This is a genomic window from Kitasatospora sp. NPDC059747 (assembly GCF_042732955.1).
Taxonomy (GTDB): domain Bacteria; phylum Actinomycetota; class Actinomycetes; order Streptomycetales; family Streptomycetaceae; genus Kitasatospora.
The window spans coordinates 1-17,324 of record NZ_JBHWGV010000056.1 but is presented as its reverse complement, the minus strand read 5'-3'; the positions used below and the strand labels follow the sequence as shown (position 1 = coordinate 17,324).

The following is a 17,324-nucleotide window of genomic DNA, read 5'->3' as shown; positions in this document are numbered from 1 at the left end:
GCGCGGCGCTGGGCCGCGCCGCGGCGCGCGCGCCGCGCCCGGGCGCCCCGCCGCGCCCCGCGCGCGCCCCCCCGGGCGCCCCTTTTCCGGCGCTCCGGCTACTGGACCCCGGCCGAGGCGCAGGCCGCCGCGAACTGCTGGGTGCAGATGTCGGCCGCCTTGTAGAGGCCGCCGCCGACCACCGTGGCCTCGACCTTCGCCTTGGTCACCACGATCGGGGTGAGCAGCAGCGAGGGGATCTGCAGCCCGTTGCTGGAGGTGAGGGTGGTCGCGGTCGTGCTGATGTCCATGCCCTCGGCGAGCTGGACGGCGATGCTGCCGGCCGCGTCCGTCTCCGGCTTGTACGGCTTGTAGATGGTGTAGGCCTGCTCGCCGGTGAGGATCCGGCGCACCGCGTCGATGGACGCGTCCTGGCCGCCCACGGGGACGTTCTTGATGCCCGCGGTCTTCAGCGCCTCGATGACGGCGCCGGCCATGCCGTCGTTCCCGGCGTAGACGGCCTGGATGCCGTCCTTCCCGAGGCTCTGGATGGCCTCGTTCATCTTCGCCGTGGCGACGTCGGTCTTCCACTCGCCGGACTGCTCGTAGGCGATCTTCTTGACCTTGCCGTCCAGCACCTGGTGCGCGCCCGCCTTGAACTGCGCGGCGTTGGGGTCGGACTCGGCGCCGTCGATCATCACGACGTTGGCCGAGGAGGCCTTGGAGCCGAGCGCGTCGAGCAGGGACTGGCCCTGGAGTTCGCCGGTGCGCTCGTTGTCGAAGGACACGTACGCGGCGACCTTGCCCTGCGCCAGCCGGTCGTAGGACACGACCTTGATGCCCTTGGCGTTGGCGGCGTCGACCCACGGTGCGGTGACCTTGGCGTCGACCGGGTCGAGCAGGATGACCTTCACGCCCTTGGCGACCAGGTCGTCGAACTGCTTCTTCTGGGTGATCGCCTCGCCGCCCGCGTTGGCGTAGTCGAGGGTGCACTGGGTGCAGAGGCCGGTCACCGTCTGCTGGATCAGCGGCTTGTCGAACGCGTCGTAACGCGTGGAGGAGGCGTTGTCGGGCAGGAGGAGACCGATGGCCTCGCCGCCTCCGCCGGAGGCCGGCTTCTGCGCCGCGCCGGTCTGCCCGCAGGCCGCGAGGGTGAGTGCGAGCGACACGGCGGCCGTGCCCGTGGCCGCGAGACGCATGGCTCTGTTCATGTTCGGTGGTGCCTCCTGTACTGCGCCGCGAACGGTGCGGCAGGGGAGGGAGTCAAGCCCCACCGGGCGAATGCGTCAATAAGGGGAGGAGACTTCGTTATCCCCATGCTCGATTCGTTATGGGATGAACAGGACTTTCACACTTTCGAAGATCGAATTCGGGGTGGATATTGATAATTCAGGGGACTTATTAATTGCGGACGAGGGTGCGGTGGGCCAGGGGGGGATCCCCTCCGGCCCACCGGGGGCTCAGCTCGCTATCGAGTAGCTGTCGCCGTAGACCTTCCAGTGCAGCGGCGGGTTGAGGTCGAAGTCCCCCGCATTGAGGAAGACCGTCTGCTCGGTGTCGACCCTGCTGGTGTCGGAGTGGGCCTCCTCCTTCTTCATGACCACCTTGCGGGCCTCCAGGAAGGCCTTGAGGTAGGTGGCCTCGTCGCCACCCTGGGCCGGGGTCCTGGCCTTCTTCATGGCCGCGGCGCGAATGCCGCCGAAACTGTCGGACCCGTCTCCGGGGCCGTGCATGACGATGGCGTCGTAGTAGGCGAACTGGCCGAGCGCGCGCAGCCCGTCCGCCTTGGCCCGGCCGACGGCGGGGTTGAAGTACACCCGGTCGCGCTCGTCGTTCTGGGCCTGCTGGAAGACCGGGTCCTTGGCGGCGGCGGCCCAGTCCTTGACGAACGGGGTGCCGAGACCGGCGTGCGACGCGCTGCCGTTGACCTTCTTCAGCGCCGGCAGGTACTTGGCGAGCACGTTGCCGGGCTTGAGCGCGGTGTAGTGCTGGACGAGGTCGAGCATGTCGCCCGTGCCGGAGCAGAACCCGATGATGCCGGCGGTGTAGCCGCGCCCGTCACCGATGTCCTCGATGTACTTGTACTGGGCCTTCCAGTCCAGCGAGGAGTTCTCCGCACTCGACACCAACTGCATCGCGATGTCCTTCTCGTGCGGGTCGTCGAGTCCGACTCCCTTGAGCCGGACGGCCGCCGTCGGCGCGGCGTCGGCCGCACCGGCGGAGACGACCACGGCGGGTGCGGCCACCAGGACGGCGGCGAGGGCGATGCCGAGGGCGCGGCGGGGCTGAGGACGCATGTGCACGCTCCGTTTCCCGTGGGGGTTAGGAAACTTTCCTAACGAGAAATTAGCGCCCAACAGCCCCGCTGCCGCAAGGGTTTTGACACACCCTCCTCAACTTCTCCGTCAGACGGCCCGGCAGCGCACCCACCAGACCGCCGCCGCGCAGGCCGCGATCCCCAGGGCCAGCATCCAGCCGGCCTCGATGAACTGGAACGGCCAGAAGCGGTCCGCCGGCTGGTACACCTGGTGCGCGGTGTAGCCGCCGTCGCGCACCATCGCCTGGAGGTGGGCGAAGTCGCCGCCGCGGTCGTAGAACTCGCCCGTGCCGATCCGGTTCCCGGCCGGGTCCGAGTACCAGACGTCCAGCACCCAGCGCCCGTCCAGCGAGAGCGGCGTCATCGTGTGCACGGCCTCCTCCAGGGGTGGCCGGTAGTGCGTCCGGAACGCCTGGGCGACGAAGGGCAGGGCCACGGAGCCCGCGAGCCCGACGCCCACCGCCACCACCGTGCGGCGCAGCACCGCGCCCGCGAGCACGGCCAGCCCGAAGGTCAGCAGCACCCGGCCGGCCATCACCGGCCAGGTCTGCATGAAGATGTCCGGGTTGAACTGCCCCGCCTCGCGGACCAGCGGCTCGCTCCACCACCGTTGCACCACCCCGAACAGCGCGGCCACGACCACGACGGCGCCGCCGACCACGGTCACCGCGCCGAGCGTCCAGCGGGAGCGTCCGGCGCCCTGGGTCCACGCGAAGCGGACCGTGCCGTGCTCGAACTCCCTCGCCAGCAGCGGTCCCCCGGCGAAGGCGCCGAACCCGCCGCCGAGCACGTAGAGCACCCCGTCGAGGGTCTGCAACGGCATGCCGTACTGGTGGATGAACTGCTTGTACTTGGCCAGGCACGCGACGGTGTCCGGGTCGCAGGAGTCGGCCCCGAGGCGGTGCAGGCCGGCGTGGACGTACCAGCCGTGCAGCAGCATCGCGACGGACAGCGCCGCCATCACGCCGACCAGGGTCAGCACGGCCGTGCGGTGGCGGATGGCGGCGGCGCGCAGGACGGCGCTGCGGCGCGGCGAGGCGGTGGCCGCACCAAGGGCGATTGCGCTCACGACTGCAGGACCTTCTCGTTCGGACGGACGGCCCCGCGCGGGCCGGGGAGGGCGGAGGCGGCCGGCTCGCGCAGGTAGGCGATCACCAACTCCTCCAGGCCGACGCGCTGTTGGCGCCAGCCGTCGGAGACCGGGGCGTCCAGGCCGCCGGTGCGGACCAGCAGGTGGGACTGGACGCCGGCCCGGCGGTCGCGGACCACCGGCAGCCGCCCGGCCACCGCGTCCGCCTCGGCGGTCGGGCCGGTGAGCATCCGGTGGCCGGCCACCAGGTCGTCCACCTCCCCCGCCACCTGGACCCGGCCGCCGCCGAGCACCACCAGGTAGTCGCAGCTCTGCTCCAGCTCGTTGACGGCGTGCGAGGAGAAGACCACCGAGAGGCCGTCCTCGGCCACGGCGGTCAGCAGCACGGCCATGAAGTCGTGCCGGGCGAGCGGGTCGAGCGCGGCCAACGGCTCGTCCAGGAGCAGGAGTTCGGGCCGCTTGGCGAGCGCCAGGGCGAGCGAGACCTGGGCCTGCTGGCCGCCGGAGAGGCGCCCGTACTTGCGGTCCAGGGGGATGCCGAGGCCCTCCAGGTGGGTGCGCGCCCGGTCGGCGTCCCAGCGGCGGTTGAGGTGACGGCCCATCGCGAGCAGGTCGCGCACGCGCAGGCCCGGGTAGAGCGCGGCGTTCTGGGCCACGAAGCCGATCCGGTCCAACGCCTGCGGAGAGCCGGGGAGTTGACCGCCGAGCACGGTCATCGCGCCCGCACTGGGCAGGGTCAGGCCGGCCGCCAGGCCGAGCAGCGTGGTCTTGCCGGCGCCGTTCGGGCCGACCAGGGCCACGACGTGCCCGGCCGGGACGGCGAGGTTGCAGTCCCGCAGCGCCCAGGAGCGGCGGTAGCGCTTGCCCAGCCCGCCGCAGTCGATCACCGTGTCGGCGGCCGTCACGCCACCACCCCGTCCCGGCCTTCACGCAGGTCGCGCAGCGCGTCCTCGAACACCGCGGCCATCCCCCCCTCGTCCAGCCCGGCGGCCCGCGCCGAGCGCATCCAGTCCAACAACCCCCGCCGCAGCGCCGCCCGTTCACGCAGCGGCACCACCCCGGCGGGCAGCCCGCGCACGAACGTGCCCTGCCCGCGGCGGCCCGCGGCGAGTCCCCGGTGCTCCAGCTCCCGGTACGCCTTGAGCACGGTGTTGGGGTTGATCGCCAGCCCCGCCACCACCTCCCGCACCCGGGGCAGCCGGTCCCCCTCCGTCAACCAGCCCATGCGCAGCGCCTGTTCGACCTGCTGCACGAGCTGGAGGTAGGTCGGGACGCCGGAGGCCGGGTCGAGGCGGAACTCGATCGGCGAGGGCTGGTCATCGGCTTTATCTACTTCCATAGGTAAAGAGATAAGCGACGGGGTGATCGATCGTCAAGTCGGGAGGCCGGGAGAACCGGGGAAACGCGAGAGGGCCCCGCCCCGGACCTCGCGGTCCAGGACGGGGCCCTCTCGGGCGCTGCGGGATCAGGCCCCGCGCAGCACCGCTCCCGTACGGGTGACGGCCTCGGCGACGGCGGCCTCGCGGGCGGCCGTGGCCTCGTCGGCGGTCAGGGTGCGGTCGGCGGCGCGGAAGCGCAGCGCGTAGGCCAGCGACTTCTTGCCCTCGCCGACCTGCTCGCCGGTGAAGACGTCGAACAGCCGGATGGCCTCCAGCAGTTCGCCCGCGCCGGTGCGCAGCGCGGCCTCCACGTCGGCGGCCGGGACGGCCGTGTCGACGATCAGCGCGACGTCCTGGGTCGCCACCGGGAAGCCGGAGACGGCCGGGCCGCTGACCTTCTCGGCGCCGTCGGCGGTGAGCAGGTCGACGTCGATCTCCATCGCGGCCGTGCGGGCCGGCAGGCCGAGCGCCTTGACGACGCGCGGGTGCAGCTCACCGGCGTGGCCGACGACCCGGTCGGTGCCCGCGACGACGAGCTCGGCGCAGCGGCCCGGGTGCCAGGGCGCCAGCTGGCCCTGGCGCACGGTCAGCTCGACGCCGGCCGCGCGGGCCACCGTACGGGCCGCCTCGACGGCGTCCGCCCAGGAGGCCTGGGCGCCGGCGCCCCACCAGCCGGAGGGCATCCGCTCGCCCGCGAGGGCGACGGCGACCCGGCGCGGCTGGTCCGGCAGCGCGGCGTCCAGCGCGGCCAGCTCCTCGTCGCTCGGGCGCCGGTCGACGGCCGGGCGCGGGGCCACGGCCGGCTCGTCCTTGGGCAGGAAGACCGTGCCGGTCTCGTAGACCGCCAGGTCGGTGTTGCCGCGGCCGACGTTGCGGCGCAGCGCCCCGAGCAGGCCCGGCAGCAGCGTGGTGCGCAGCGCCGGCTCCTCGTCGTTGAGCGGGTTGACCAGCTTGACGGTCCGGCGGCGGCGGTCGTCCGCCTCCAGGCCGAGCGCCTCGAAGGCGGGCTCGCCGAGGAAGGGGTAGTTGTTCACCTCGACGTAGCCGGCCCCGGCCAGCGCGACGCCGATCCGGCGGTGGACGCGCTGGGCCTCGGTCAGCCCCTTGCCCGGCGGCACGTCGGGCATCCGGGCGGGGACGTTGTCGTAGCCCTCCAGTCGGATGACCTCCTCCGCGAGGTCGTACGGGTCGGTGAGGTCGGGGCGCCAGGTCGGCGGGGTGACCTCCAGGACGTCGGCGCCCGCGACCGAGCAGCCGATCTCCTGCAGGCGCCGGGTGACGGTCTCGCGACCGTACGCGGTGCCGGCGACCCGGTCGGGCAGGTCCGCGGCGATGGTGATGGTGCGCACCGGGTGCGGCGCGGCGATGTCGGTGACCCCGGCCTCGGCGGTGCCGCCGGCGATCAGGACCAGCAGGTCGACGGCGCGCTGCGCGGCGGCGCGGGCGGCCTCCGGGTCGACGCCGCGCTCGAAGCGCTTGGACGCCTCGGACGGCAGCTTGTGCCGCTTGGCGGAGCGGGCGATGGCGACCGGGTCGAAGTGCGCCGCCTCGATGATCACCTCGGTGGTGCCCGGACCGGCGGCCGGGTCGAGGATCTCGGTGGAGGCGCCGCCCATGACGCCGGCCAGGCCGATCGGGCCGCTGTTGTCGCAGATCAGCAGGTCCTCGGCGGCGAGCTTTCGCTTGACGCCGTCCAGGGTGGTGAGGATCTCGCCCTCGGCCGCCCGGCGGACCGTGATCGGGCCGTCCACGCGCTGCTTGTCGTAGGCGTGCAGCGGCTGGCCGACCTCCAGCATCACGTAGTTGGTGATGTCGACGGTCAGCGAGATCGGGCGGATGCCGGCCTTCTGGAGGCGGCGCTGCAGCCAGATCGGGGACTTGGCGTTCGGGTCCACGCCGACGACCGTGCGGGCCACGAAGCGGTCGCAGCCGGCCGGGTCGTTGACCTTGACCAGGTAGCCGAAGGAGTTCGCCGGCGGCACGTCGAGCAGCGCCGGGTCGGCCAGCGGCAGCCCGTACGCGGCGGCGGCCTCGCGGGCCACGCCGCGCATGGACAGGCAGTAGCCGCGGTCCGGGGTGACGGCGATGTCGAGCACCTCGTCGACGAGCTGGAGCAGCTCGATCGCGTCGGTGCCCGGCTCGAACTCCGGCGGGAGCACGATGATGCCCGCGTGGTCGTCGCCCATGCCGAGCTCGCGCGCGGAGCAGATCATGCCGGCCGAGGTGTGGCCGTAGGTCTGGCGGGCCGCGATCGGGAACGGGCCGGGCAGCACGGCGCCCGGGAGCACGACCACGACCTTGTCGCCGACCGCGAAGTTGGTCGCGCCGCAGACGATCTCCTGCGGCTCGCCGGTGCCGTTGGCGTCGCCGACGTTGACGAAGCAGTGCCGGATCGGCTTCTTGAAGCCGGACAGCTCCTCGATGGAGAGCACCTCGCCGACCACCAGCGGGCCCTTGAGGTCGCCGCCGAGCTGCTCGACGGTCTCGACCTCCAGGCCGGCCCGGACCAGGCGCTCGGCGACGTCGCGACCGGTCTCGCCGGCCGGCAGGTCGACGTACTCGCGCAGCCAGGAAAGCGGGACGCGCATCAGATCTCCATCCCGAACGGGAGGGTGAAGCGCACGTCACCCTCGACCATGTCGCGCATGTCGGCGACGTTGTGACGATTCATCAGGATCCGCTCCAGGCCCAGGCCGAAGGCGAACCCGCTGTAGCGGTTCGGGTCGACGCCGCAGGCCACCAGCACGCGCGGGTTCACCACGCCGCAGCCGCCGAGCTCGATCCAGCCCTCGGAGGAGCAGGTGCGGCACGGGCGGTCCGGGTTGCCGACGCTCTCGCCGCGGCACACGAAGCACTGCAGGTCGATCTCGGCGCTCGGCTCGGTGAACGGGAAGTACGAGGGGCGCCAGCGCAGTTCCAGGCCGGTGCCGATCAGCTTCTCGACCAGCACCTCGATGGTGCCCTTGAGGTCGGCGAAGGTGATGCCCTCGTCCACCGCGAGGCCCTCGACCTGGCGGAAGACCGGGGTGTGGGTGGCGTCCAGCTCGTCCGTGCGGTAGACCCGGCCCGGGCACACGACGTAGACGGGGGGCTCGCGGTCGAGCATGGTGCGGGCCTGGACCGGGGAGGTCTGGGTGCGCAGCACCACGCCGGAGTCGGCGGAGCCGTCCGGGGCCTGGACGAAGAAGGTGTCCTGCATCGAGCGGGCCGGGTGGTCCGGGCCGAGGTTGAGGGCGTCGAAGTTGAGCCACTCGGCCTCGACCTCGGGGCCCTCGGCGACCTGGTAGCCCATCGCGACGAAGGTGTCCTCGATGCGCTCGGCCAGCGTGGTCAGCGGGTGGCGGGCGCCGCGCGGGGTGCGGTCGTAGGGCAGCGTGACGTCCACCGCCTCCTCGACCAGCACGCGGGCGTCGCGCTCCGCCTCCAACTCGGCCTGCCGCTTGGCGAGGGCCTGGTTGACGGCGCCGCGGGCCTGGCCGATCAGCTTGCCTGCGGCGGCCTTGGCGTGCGGGGGCAGGGCGCCGATCTCGCGGTTGGCGAGGGAGAGCGCGGAGCGGTCGCCGGTGTGGGCGACCTTGGCCTGCTTCAGCTCGTCGAGCGTGGTGGCGGCGGCGAAGGCGGCGACGGCCTCGTCCCGCGCCTGCTCCACCACCTCGGGCTTGAGGGCCTCGACCTCGACCGGGTCGTACGACTTGTTGGGTGCCGACATCTCTATCTTCCCGTGCTCCTGCTCGTCCGTGCTCAGGTGATTGGGCTCGCCTTCGCGTCACGCCCGGCGTGGCCGGGGCACGGGCAGCCGATCTCCGTTCACGGGAAGGGATGTCCGCGGCACGGCCGCGCAGGGCGTTGCGCAACGCCAAAGGTCGAGTGTAGTCGCAGCGCGTTGCGCGGCTGCCGTCAAGCCCGTCCGGACCCGACCACAGCATGCTGTGTTCGTCGTTCATGCTCTTTCAGAGCATGAAGTCGGGCACCCCGGCGGGCAGGATAAATCGGAACCGGGCGCCGCCGCCGGGCGCGCGGTCGACGCGGATCGAGCCGCCGTGGGCCTCCACGATGCCCTTGACGATGTAGAGGCCGAGGCCGGTGCCGCCGCGCTTGGAGCCGCGCCAGAAGCGGGTGAAGACGCGCGGCATCGACTCCTCGGGGATGCCGCTGCCTTCGTCGCTCACGGTGACCGCTGTGCCTTCCACGATGCGGGGCGGGGTGCCGGAGCGCTCCCAGACGGGTGCCTCGACGACCTCCTTGGCCGGTGCCACCTCGATCGTGACAGTTCCCTCGCCGTGCCGCACCGCATTTTCCAGCAGGTTGGCGAGCACCTGGTCGACCTTGTCCGGGTCCGCCCACAGCACGGTCAGCGGCTCGGTGATCCGGACGTCGAAGCGCTCCTCGGGGATGCCGGTGGCGACCTTGCGCTCGACGTGCCGGCGCACCGCCGCGGCCACGTCCACGACCTGCTTGCGCAGCTCCAGCCGGCCCGCGTCGATCCGCGAGATGTCCAGCAGCTCGGCGATCAGCCGGGTGACCCGGTCCGCGTCGGCGTCGACGGTCTCCAGCATCAGCCGCTTCTGCCCGTCGGTGAACCGCTCCCACTTGGCCAGCAGCGTCGCGGTGAAGCCCTTGACGCTGGTCAGCGGCGAGCGCAGCTCGTGCGCGACGGTGGCGATCAGCTCGGCATGGCTGCGCTCGGTGCGCCGGCGGTCCTCGGTGCCGCGCAGGGCGATCACCAGGCGCTCCAGGGGCCCCAGCGGCACGGCCCGCACGTAGCGGGCGGAGACCAGCACCTCCCGGCCGCCGGGCAGCAGCAGGTTGCGCTCGGGCTGGCCGGTGCGGATCGCGAGGCCGCCGTACGGGTCGGTCAGCTGCCACCAGCGGCGCCCGTCGAGGTCCTCCAGCGGGAGGACGTCGTCCAGGGCGCTGCCCAGCGCGGCCTCCGGGGGCACGCCGGTGATCCGGGCCGCGGCCCGGTTGAAGCGGACCACCCGGCCGAGCGCGTCGGCGACCACCAGGCCGTCCGGCAGGTCGTCCGGGTCGAGCTCGGGCCCGTTGCCGACCATGGGTGTCCTCCCCGATTACCCACCGTGCCGTTCCCCCCACCGAGGCAGACCCTAGCGCCTCCATGCCCCCGGTAGTAGGGCCTGGCGGGTGGATCGTGCGGGGTGCCGTCAGCCGTTCGAGCGACAGCCGCCGGGCCCGCGCTGCGCCCGGGCCGAGGCGTAGAGGCAGACGGCCGCGGCGGTGGCCAGGTTGAGGCTCTCGGCGTGTCCGTGGATCGGCACGCGCACGACCTCGTCGGTGAGCGCGCGGGTCTCTTCCGGGAGCCCCCACGCCTCGTTGCCGAACACCCATGCGCCGGGTGCGCCCAGGGTGCCCTCGTCGAGCTCCTGGTCGAGGTCCCGCTCCCCCGCGCCGTCGGCGGCTAGCACCCGGATCCCGGCCGCGCGCAGCTGCCCGACGGCCTCCTCGACCGGCACGCCGACGGCGACCGGCAGGTGGAACAGGCTGCCGACGGAGGCCCGGACGGCCTTCGGGTTGTACAGGTCCACGGAGGCGTCGGTGAGCACCACGGCGTCCGCGCCGGCCGCGTCGGCGGTGCGCAGCACGGTGCCGGCGTTCCCGGGGTCGCGCACGTGGGCGAGGATCGCGACGAGCTTCGGGCGGGCCGCCAGGACGTCGGCGAACGGGGTGTCGATGAAGCGGCAGAGCGCGACGATGCCCTGCGGGGTCACCGTGTCGCAGATCCCGGCGATCACCTCGTCGGTCGCGGTCAGCACCGCGAGCCCCTCGTCCAGCGCGGACTCCACGATCCCGGCGTGCCGCTCGGCGGCCTCCGGGGTCACGTACACCTCGACCACCGCGTGCTCGCCCGAGCCCGGCAGCCGGCCGTACGCGACGGCCTCCCGGACGGCCTGCGGGCCCTCGGCCAGGAAGCGGCGCTCCTTGGTGCGCTGGTTCCGCTTGGCGAGCCGGCGGGCGGCGACGACGCGCGGCGAGCGCAGGGAGGTCAGCAGGGGGGTGTCGGTGCTCGGCATGGTCTCGTTCTCTGGGGCTCTGTGAAGGGGGCGCTGAGGGACGGGGGCGCTGAGGGACGTGCGCTGAGGGACGTGCGCCGAGGGACGCGGCGCCGAAGGACGGGGAAAACGCAGAACCGGACCCGCAGGAGAGCCTGCGGGTCCGGTCGGAGCTCAACCGATCCTGGAGGATCAGGCGGCGTCGGCGGCGGCCTTCGGGGCGTTCACGTCGGCCGGCAGCGCCTTCTGGGCGACCTCGACCAGGGAGGCGAACGCACCCGGGTCGTTGACGGCCAGGTCGGCCAGCATCTTGCGGTCGATCTCGACGCTGGCGGCCTTCAGGCCCTGCACGAAGCGGTTGTAGGTGATGCCGTTGGCACGGGCCGCAGCGTTGATGCGCTGGATCCACAGCTGACGGAAGTCGCCCTTGCGCTTCTTGCGGTCGTTGAAGTTGTAGACCAGCGAGTGGGTGACCTGCTCCTTGGCCTTGCGGTACAGGCGCGAGCGCTGGCCACGGTAGCCGCTGGCGCGCTCCAGGATGACCCGGCGCTTCTTGTGGGCGTTGACTGCCCGCTTGACGCGTGCCACTTGATTACTCCTTGGGTTGGACCACGGACTACTTCACGCGGTCCGTCATTCGAATGGGTCGGGAAGGATCAGCTGCCCCGCACACGGCTCGCGCCGGGCGGGAGGGCGATCACTTGCCGAGAAGCTTCTTGATCTTCTTGGCGTCAGCGGGGGCCAGCTCGACGGTCCCGGCCAGCTTGCGGGTCAGCGTCGAGGGCTTGTGCTCCAGGAGGTGGCGGCGACCGGCGCGCTCGCGCAGCACCTTGCCAGAGCCACTGATCTTGAAGCGCTTGCTGGCGCCACTGTGCGTCTTCTGCTTCGGCATTTCGCCGTATCTCCTCGTCGGTCCCGTCCACGCCCGCGCGGTGTGCGCCACGCGGGCGTGAACTGGATGGATCTGCGGTGACCGGGCGGGGCGCCCCGTCACCGTGGTGGGCCGGTCTCCCGAGCGCCCTGGCCGTGAAGGCTCAGGCGTCCTGGGAGGCCTCGGCCGGCTGCTCGACCTCGGCAGCGGCCTCGACGTCGGCCTCGGCGGCCTCCGCTTCGGCGGCCTCCGCCTCGGCAGCGGCGTTCTCGGCCTCAAGCGCTGCGTCCTCGTCCTCGTCCGCGGCGGCGTCGGAGCCGGCGGTCCGGCCCAGTCGCTCGGCCTTGCGGGCGTCCGCGAGGGCGCGGGCCTCGGCCATCGCCTCGGTCTTCTTCTTGTGCGGGCCAAGAACCATGATCATGTTCCGGCCGTCCTGCTTCGGCGAGGACTCGACGAAGCCCAGGTCCTGGACGTCGTCGGCGAGCCGCTGCAGCAGACGGAAGCCCAGCTCGGGGCGGGACTGCTCACGACCGCGGAACATGATCGTGATCTTGACCTTGTCGCCCTGCTTGAGGAACCGGACGACGTGACCCTTCTTGGTGTCATAGTCGTGCGGGTCGATCTTCGGCCGGAGCTTCATCTCCTTGATGACCGTGTGCGCCTGGTTCTTGCGCGCCTCACGGGCCTTCATGGCCGACTCGTACTTGAACTTGCCGTAGTCCATGAGCTTGCACACCGGCGGCCGGGCGGTCGCCGCGACCTCGACCAGGTCGAGGTCGTACTCCTGCGCGAGCTCCAGCGCCTTGGCAAGCGGCACGATGCCGACCTGCTCGCCGCTGGGACCGACGAGTCGCACCTCCGGAACGCGAATCCGGTCGTTGATGCGGGGCTCGGTGCTGATGGGGCCTCCTCGGTTGCACCTTCTGCGATGCGGCCGTCGGACGGCGGTCGCACGTAGTGGACTCGACCACTGGGCGGGGCTTCATTCGTGCTGCGCTGCCCGGCACCTTCTCGGCACCATCTGCACCCGCGACACGAAAAAAGCCCCGCTCGGTACAAGCGGGGCTCCACACAATCCGGGGGCGGCACCCGGTGAGGGGCGCTGCGGCGACTCGGCGCCGTGGCGCCCGTCGCGGACCGGGACCCGTCGACCGCGAGGCCGACCAGGTGGGAGACTGTCGCGGTTGCCCTCTCGGGCCTCCTGGGTGGAGCCTCCACTTGCTGGCCGGGTGCCCATGCGGGATCCCGGCCGGTCAGTCTCGAAGCATACAGCGCCGGAAGGTCGAACGCCATTCCGCCCCGGCACACCCCGCGTTTCCGCGCTTTTCCGCGCCTTCCACGCGCGCGCACCGCACTTTTCGGCGCATTCCGGGGCCCTTGTACGCTCCAGGTGTACACGGACACCGGCACGACGGAACGAGCCCCCCTTGAGCAGCGAGCCCACCCAGAACCCCGGCGCGGACGACGACGCGATCGGCTTCGACGACCTGACCCGGGACATCGCCGAGGTCCCCGCCGTCGAGGTGATCACCACCGTCGCCGTGCACCTGATGAGCGCCGCGGCCGTCAAGTGCGGCCTCGCCGAGGGCGGCGACAAGGACAAGGACCTCGACGAGGCCCGCAAGCTGATCACCGCGCTCGCCGGGCTGGTCACCGCCGGCGCCCCGGAGATCAGCAACTTCCACGCCGCCCCGCTGCGCGACGGCCTGCGCTCGCTGCAGCTGGCCTTCCGCGAGGCCTCCATCGTGCCGGACGCGCCGGGCGCCGGGCCGGGCGAGAAGTTCACGGGGCCGGTCTACTCCTGAGCGGTTCTCCCAGGGAGCACCTACCAACGTTGGCAGGTGCTCCCCGTTCGTTTCTACCGCCGGTACAGCGGCTCCCCCGGCAGCTGCGCGCTCGCCGGCAGCACCGCCAGGTCCAGGCCGCGGTCCAGCCGGACGCGGAGCACCGGGTCCGCCGCCACCGCGCGGCCGACCCGCCGGGCCGCCTCCTGCACGCCCGCCTGGTCGAGCTCCGGGTCGAACACCACCGCGAGCACCCCGTCCGAGCCGTCCCCGGGGCCCAGCAGGCCGGACACCACCTGCGGCTGGTCCGCCAGCAGCGCCCGCACCGCCTCGCGCACCTCGGGGTCGCGCAGCGGCGGCAGGTACGGCCGGTTCTCGGCGAGCGCACGCAGGCGGGCGCCGGTCAGCTGGTAGGGCACCGGGCCCGCCGGGTCGATCAGCAGGGTGTCGGCCTTCTCGGAGTACGCGACCATCGCCGCCTGCGGGGCCGCCACCGGCGCCGGGCGGGCGTCGGCGCGCCAGCGGGCCAGCGTCTCCAGCGACGTGAACGCCGGCAGCGCGCGGCGCCCGTCCGGGGCCTCCAGCACCGGCACCGCCATGTCGCTGGTCTTGTCGTGCTTGTGCCCGTGCTCGTCCACCTCGACCTCGCCGAGCAGGGCGACGATCGGGACCATCAGCCGGGTCGGGGTGAGCGCCGCCAGCACCTCGGGCTCGGCCGAGCGGTCCTGCGACCAGCGGGCGAGCGCCGCGGTCAGCGCCGCGTCCGCGGTGCCGTCGTCGTCGCCGAAGCCGGGGTTCGGGATGCTCTTGCCGACGAACGCCGGGTTGGAGAAGTCTTTGCGGTCCACCCGGCCGACCCTATGCCACCCCGTCCCGGGAGCCGCACAAATCCGCACGCGCCCCCTACCCACGGGTAGCCGGGTGTGGCAGCCTGCGCGCATGGTGATGCTCGAACCCGCTCCCAGCGCCACCCCGGTCTCCGACCGCGCCCGGTACGACCGGGCCACCGCACACCTGGACGGGCCGGTCGCCGTCGTCGACCTCGCCGCCTTCGACGCCAACGCCGCCGACCTCGTGCGCCGCGCGGGCGGCAAGCCGATCCGGGTCGCCAGCAAGTCGCTGCGCTGCCGCGCCCTGCTGGAACGCGCGCTCGCCACCGACGGCTTCGCCGGGGTGATGAGCTTCACCCTCGACGAGTCGCTCTGGCTCGCCCGCACCGGCCTGCGCGACGTCCTGCTCGCCTACCCCTCCGCCGACCGCGACGGCTTCGCCGCGCTGACCGCCGACCCGGAGCTCGCCCGCGAGGTCACCGTCGTCCTCGACGACCCCGCCCAGCTCGACCTGATCGACAAGGCCCGCGCCGGCGACGCCGAGGTCCGGGTCTGCCTGGAGCTCGACACCGCGCTGCACCTGCTCGGCGGACGCGTCCGGATCGGCGCCCGCCGCTCGCCGCTGCGCACCCCCGAGGACCTCGGCGCCTTCGCCGAGGCCGTCCAGCGCCGCCCGGGCTTCCGGGTCGTAGGCCTGATGGCGTACGAGGGGCACGTCGCCGGGGTCGGCGACCGGGTGCCCGGACGGCCGGTGCGCTCACGGGTGATCCGGCTCATGCAGGCCAAGGCCCGCACCGAACTGGCCGAGCGGCGCGCGGCCGCGGTCCGGCGGCTGCGGCAGGTCGCCGAGCTGGAGTTCGTCAACGGCGGCGGCACCGGCAGCGTGGAGAGCACGGTGGCCGAGCGCGCCGTCACCGAGGTCGCGGCCGGCTCCGGGCTCTACCTGCCCCGGCTGTTCGACAACTACCGCTCGTTCGACGGCCGTCCGGCCGCACTCTTCGGCCAGCCGGTCGTCCGGCGGCCCGGCGTCGGCGTGGTGACCGTCCTCGGCGGCGGCTACGCAGCCTCCGGCCCGGCCGGCCCCGACCGCTCCCCGACCCCGTATCTGCCCGAGGGCCTGCGCTACGACCCGACGGAGGGCGCGGGCGAGGTCCAGACCCCGCTGCTCGGCGCCGCTGCGGACGACCTGCTGATCGGCGACCGGGTCTGGTTCCGGCACGCCAAGGCGGGCGAACTGTGCGAACGCTTCGCCGAGCTGCACCTGATCGAGGGCGACCGGGTCGTCCGGACCGTCCCGACGTACCGGGGCGAGGGGAAGACGTTCCTCTGACGCTTCGTCCGGTTCTGCCCTACGGTGGTGCCGAGATTGGGCGACGACAAGGGAGCGGCATGGACGCCGAGATCACTGAGATTGCGACGAGGGGCGCGACCGTCCTGGCCGGCCTCATGGTCACATCGGCCTGGGACCGGGTCAAGCCGCGCGTTGCCGCGATGTTCGGCCGCAAGGCGGAGTCGGTCGCCGAGGAGCTGGACGAGACCCAGGCCGAGCTGGTCTCGGCGCAGGAGGGCGACAGCGAGTCCGCCGCCCGGAGCGCGCAGGGCGAGTGGGAGCCGAAGCTGCGCCGACTGCTGGCGAACGACCCGGCCATGGTCACTCAACTCGTCGCAATCCTCGACGAGTTCGCTCCGAGGCAGGACGACCAGGCAGCCAACGTGACGATCATCAACAACACGATCAAGGATGGGAACCACCAGAACGTGATCCAGGCCGGCTTCTACAACGACCGGACCCGCTGACCTTTCCGCAGCCTTAAACAGGCCCGATGGAACGCCTAACCCCGGTGTCCCGTCGGGCCTTTGTGCTGCTCGGGGCCATACAGTCCGTCAATAACCGCATGACGCAGAGCTATTGCCATCTGGTCCAGACCAATCCTACGCTCTGCCCGGGGGTCCGCGATCCGGGCCGCGGCTCCCGAACGGGCAGGCGTGTCCGCTCCCCCACACCCGCCCGGAACGACGGTCGAGGAGTCCCCACCCCATGTCCATCAAGCGAAGTGCCCTGTCCGTCGGCGCCGTCGGCGCCGCGGTCCTCGCGATGGCGGCGGCCACCGCCGGCACCGCCAGTGCCCACGGCACGATGACCGGGCCCGTCAGCCGGGTCGCGGCCTGCTACGCCGAGGGTCCCGAGCACCCCGTCTCCCAGGTCTGCAAGGACCTCGTCGCGGCGAGCGGCACCCAGCCGCTCTACGACTGGAACGAGGTCAACATCGCCAACGCCAACGGCAACCACCAGGCGCTGATCCCGGACGGCAAGCTCTGCTCGGCCAACCGCGACAAGTACCAAGCCCTGGACTGGCCGCGCACCGACTGGCCGGCCACCGCCGTCGCCGCGGGCGCCTTCACCTTCCAGTTCCGCACCACCGCGCCGCACGTCGGCACCCAGACCGTCTACATCACCAAGGAGGGCTACGACCCCACGAAGCCCCTCAAGTGGTCCGACCTCGACCCGACGCCGGTGGCCCAGGTGCAGGTCGACCGCACCGCCACCAACGGGTACTACACCTACCCGGGCACGCTGCCGCAGCGCACCGGCCGCCAGCTGCTGTACATGATCTGGCAGCGCAGCGACAGCCCGGAGGCGTTCTACAGCTGCTCGGACGTCGACTTCGGCAAGCCCGCCGCGGCCGGCGGCGCGCCGGTGTCCGCGCTCGCGGCGCAGGCCCCGGCCGCGCCGAGCGACGCGCAGATCGCCGCGGACGCCCCGAAGGCCACGGTCGCCCACCACGGTCACGGCGGCGACCCCAACTCCCCGGCCGGTCTCGTGGTGCCGACCGCCTCCGCGGCCGTCGGCACGTCGGCCACCGGTCCGCTGCTGCTCGCCGGCGCGGCGGCGATCAGCGTCGGCTGGGCCGGCATGGTGCTCCGGCGCCGTCGTGTCGAGGCTGTTCGACGCGACTCCTGAGGGCCGGATGCGGGGCCGGACCGGCCCACCCCCGTCCGGTCCGGCTCCCCGCGTGCGAAGTGAGCGAACGACGGGGGGGGGGGGGGGGGGCGGCGGGGGGGGGC

17 protein-coding genes are annotated in these 17,324 nt (G+C 72.8%); 4 read left to right on the top strand and 13 right to left on the bottom strand.

Annotation, left to right across the window (positions count from 1 at the left end; genetic code table 11):
- Positions 1-98: 98 nt before the first annotated feature.
- The 12 genes from ACFV4G_RS23875 to infC form a co-directional block, all read right to left on the bottom strand.
- Positions 99-1,190, bottom strand: a complete 1,092-nt coding sequence (locus tag ACFV4G_RS23875; RefSeq protein WP_380443583.1) for a sugar ABC transporter substrate-binding protein — start codon at positions 1,188-1,190, stop codon at positions 99-101.
- 249 nt (positions 1,191-1,439) lie between these two features.
- On the bottom strand, positions 1,440-2,276 hold the full coding sequence (locus ACFV4G_RS23870) for a chitosanase (protein ID WP_380443581.1): 837 nt from the start codon (positions 2,274-2,276) through the stop codon (positions 1,440-1,442).
- Positions 2,277-2,384: 108 nt separating this feature from the next.
- Entirely contained in the window at positions 2,385-3,365 is a 981-nt protein-coding gene (locus tag ACFV4G_RS23865) for a hypothetical protein (RefSeq protein WP_380443579.1), read from the bottom strand.
- On the bottom strand, positions 3,362-4,291 hold the full coding sequence (locus tag ACFV4G_RS23860) for an ATP-binding cassette domain-containing protein (RefSeq protein WP_380443577.1): 930 nt from the start codon (positions 4,289-4,291) through the stop codon (positions 3,362-3,364). Before ACFV4G_RS23860 ends, ACFV4G_RS23865 begins: the two co-directional genes overlap by 4 nt.
- Complete coding sequence (locus ACFV4G_RS23855) at positions 4,288-4,725, bottom strand: GntR family transcriptional regulator (RefSeq protein ID WP_380443575.1); 438 nt, start codon at positions 4,723-4,725, stop codon at positions 4,288-4,290. Before ACFV4G_RS23855 ends, ACFV4G_RS23860 begins: the two co-directional genes overlap by 4 nt.
- Positions 4,726-4,851: 126 nt before the next feature.
- The gene (gene pheT, locus ACFV4G_RS23850; protein WP_380443573.1) at positions 4,852-7,353 is read right to left on the bottom strand and encodes a phenylalanine--tRNA ligase subunit beta; all 2,502 of its coding nucleotides are present in this window, start codon (positions 7,351-7,353) and stop codon (positions 4,852-4,854) included.
- Positions 7,353-8,474: a phenylalanine--tRNA ligase subunit alpha gene (pheS, locus tag ACFV4G_RS23845; protein WP_329928694.1), complete on the bottom strand. Its 1,122-nt coding sequence runs from the start codon at positions 8,472-8,474 to the stop codon at positions 7,353-7,355. Before pheS ends, pheT begins: the two co-directional genes overlap by 1 nt.
- A gap of 241 nt (positions 8,475-8,715) precedes the next feature.
- The gene (locus tag ACFV4G_RS23840; protein ID WP_380443571.1) at positions 8,716-9,819 is read right to left on the bottom strand and encodes an ATP-binding protein; all 1,104 of its coding nucleotides are present in this window, start codon (positions 9,817-9,819) and stop codon (positions 8,716-8,718) included.
- A 108-nt stretch (positions 9,820-9,927) separates the two neighbouring features.
- Positions 9,928-10,794, bottom strand: a complete 867-nt coding sequence (locus ACFV4G_RS23835) for a TrmH family RNA methyltransferase (RefSeq protein ID WP_380443569.1) — start codon at positions 10,792-10,794, stop codon at positions 9,928-9,930.
- A 171-nt stretch (positions 10,795-10,965) separates the two neighbouring features.
- Positions 10,966-11,361: a 50S ribosomal protein L20 gene (rplT, locus tag ACFV4G_RS23830; RefSeq protein WP_030055649.1), complete on the bottom strand. Its 396-nt coding sequence runs from the start codon at positions 11,359-11,361 to the stop codon at positions 10,966-10,968.
- Between the two features lie 109 nt (positions 11,362-11,470).
- Positions 11,471-11,665, bottom strand: a complete 195-nt coding sequence (rpmI, locus tag ACFV4G_RS23825) for a 50S ribosomal protein L35 (RefSeq protein ID WP_030055648.1) — start codon at positions 11,663-11,665, stop codon at positions 11,471-11,473.
- A gap of 142 nt (positions 11,666-11,807) precedes the next feature.
- Entirely contained in the window at positions 11,808-12,545 is a 738-nt protein-coding gene (infC, locus tag ACFV4G_RS23820) for a translation initiation factor IF-3 (RefSeq protein ID WP_380443649.1), read from the bottom strand.
- Between the two features lie 526 nt (positions 12,546-13,071).
- Here infC and ACFV4G_RS23815 point away from each other — a divergent pair.
- Positions 13,072-13,449: a DUF1844 domain-containing protein gene (locus tag ACFV4G_RS23815; RefSeq protein WP_329928691.1), complete on the top strand. Its 378-nt coding sequence runs from the start codon at positions 13,072-13,074 to the stop codon at positions 13,447-13,449.
- 53 nt (positions 13,450-13,502) lie between these two features.
- Here the strand turns inward: ACFV4G_RS23815 and ACFV4G_RS23810 are convergent, their stop codons facing one another.
- Positions 13,503-14,276, bottom strand: a complete 774-nt coding sequence (locus ACFV4G_RS23810; RefSeq protein ID WP_380443567.1) for an SseB family protein — start codon at positions 14,274-14,276, stop codon at positions 13,503-13,505.
- Between the two features lie 97 nt (positions 14,277-14,373).
- Between ACFV4G_RS23810 and ACFV4G_RS23805 the strand changes: the two genes are divergently transcribed.
- From ACFV4G_RS23805 to ACFV4G_RS23795, 3 genes are all read left to right on the top strand, one after another.
- Positions 14,374-15,588 carry an alanine racemase gene (locus ACFV4G_RS23805; RefSeq protein ID WP_380443647.1) on the top strand — a complete coding sequence of 405 codons (1,215 nt, stop codon included), beginning with the start codon at positions 14,374-14,376 and terminating at the stop codon, positions 15,586-15,588.
- A 59-nt stretch (positions 15,589-15,647) separates the two neighbouring features.
- A complete protein-coding gene (locus ACFV4G_RS23800; protein ID WP_380443565.1) occupies positions 15,648-16,055 on the top strand; it encodes a hypothetical protein in 408 nt (135 codons plus the stop codon).
- Positions 16,056-16,296: 241 nt separating this feature from the next.
- Entirely contained in the window at positions 16,297-17,220 is a 924-nt protein-coding gene (locus tag ACFV4G_RS23795) for a lytic polysaccharide monooxygenase (RefSeq protein ID WP_380443563.1), read from the top strand.
- Positions 17,221-17,324: the final 104 nt, after the last annotated feature.

What these genes read in the sequence shown, in the direction of transcription:
- ACFV4G_RS23875 (WP_380443583.1), bottom strand. Translation starts at nt 1,190, where the DNA reads ATGAACAGAGCCATGCGTCTCGCGGCCACGGGCACGGCCGCCGTGTCG.
- rpmI (WP_030055648.1), bottom strand. Translation starts at nt 11,665, where the DNA reads ATGCCGAAGCAGAAGACGCACAGTGGCGCCAGCAAGCGCTTCAAGATC.
- ACFV4G_RS23805 (WP_380443647.1), top strand. Translation starts at nt 14,374, where the DNA reads ATGCTCGAACCCGCTCCCAGCGCCACCCCGGTCTCCGACCGCGCCCGG.
- ACFV4G_RS23835 (WP_380443569.1), bottom strand. Translation starts at nt 10,794, where the DNA reads ATGCCGAGCACCGACACCCCCCTGCTGACCTCCCTGCGCTCGCCGCGC.
- pheT (WP_380443573.1), bottom strand. Translation starts at nt 7,353, where the DNA reads ATGCGCGTCCCGCTTTCCTGGCTGCGCGAGTACGTCGACCTGCCGGCC.
- ACFV4G_RS23840 (WP_380443571.1), bottom strand. Translation starts at nt 9,819, where the DNA reads ATGGTCGGCAACGGGCCCGAGCTCGACCCGGACGACCTGCCGGACGGC.
- pheS (WP_329928694.1), bottom strand. Translation starts at nt 8,474, where the DNA reads ATGTCGGCACCCAACAAGTCGTACGACCCGGTCGAGGTCGAGGCCCTC.
- ACFV4G_RS23870 (WP_380443581.1), bottom strand. Translation starts at nt 2,276, where the DNA reads ATGCGTCCTCAGCCCCGCCGCGCCCTCGGCATCGCCCTCGCCGCCGTC.
- ACFV4G_RS23795 (WP_380443563.1), top strand. Translation starts at nt 16,297, where the DNA reads ATGTCCATCAAGCGAAGTGCCCTGTCCGTCGGCGCCGTCGGCGCCGCG.
- ACFV4G_RS23800 (WP_380443565.1), top strand. Translation starts at nt 15,648, where the DNA reads ATGGACGCCGAGATCACTGAGATTGCGACGAGGGGCGCGACCGTCCTG.
- ACFV4G_RS23855 (WP_380443575.1), bottom strand. Translation starts at nt 4,725, where the DNA reads ATGGAAGTAGATAAAGCCGATGACCAGCCCTCGCCGATCGAGTTCCGC.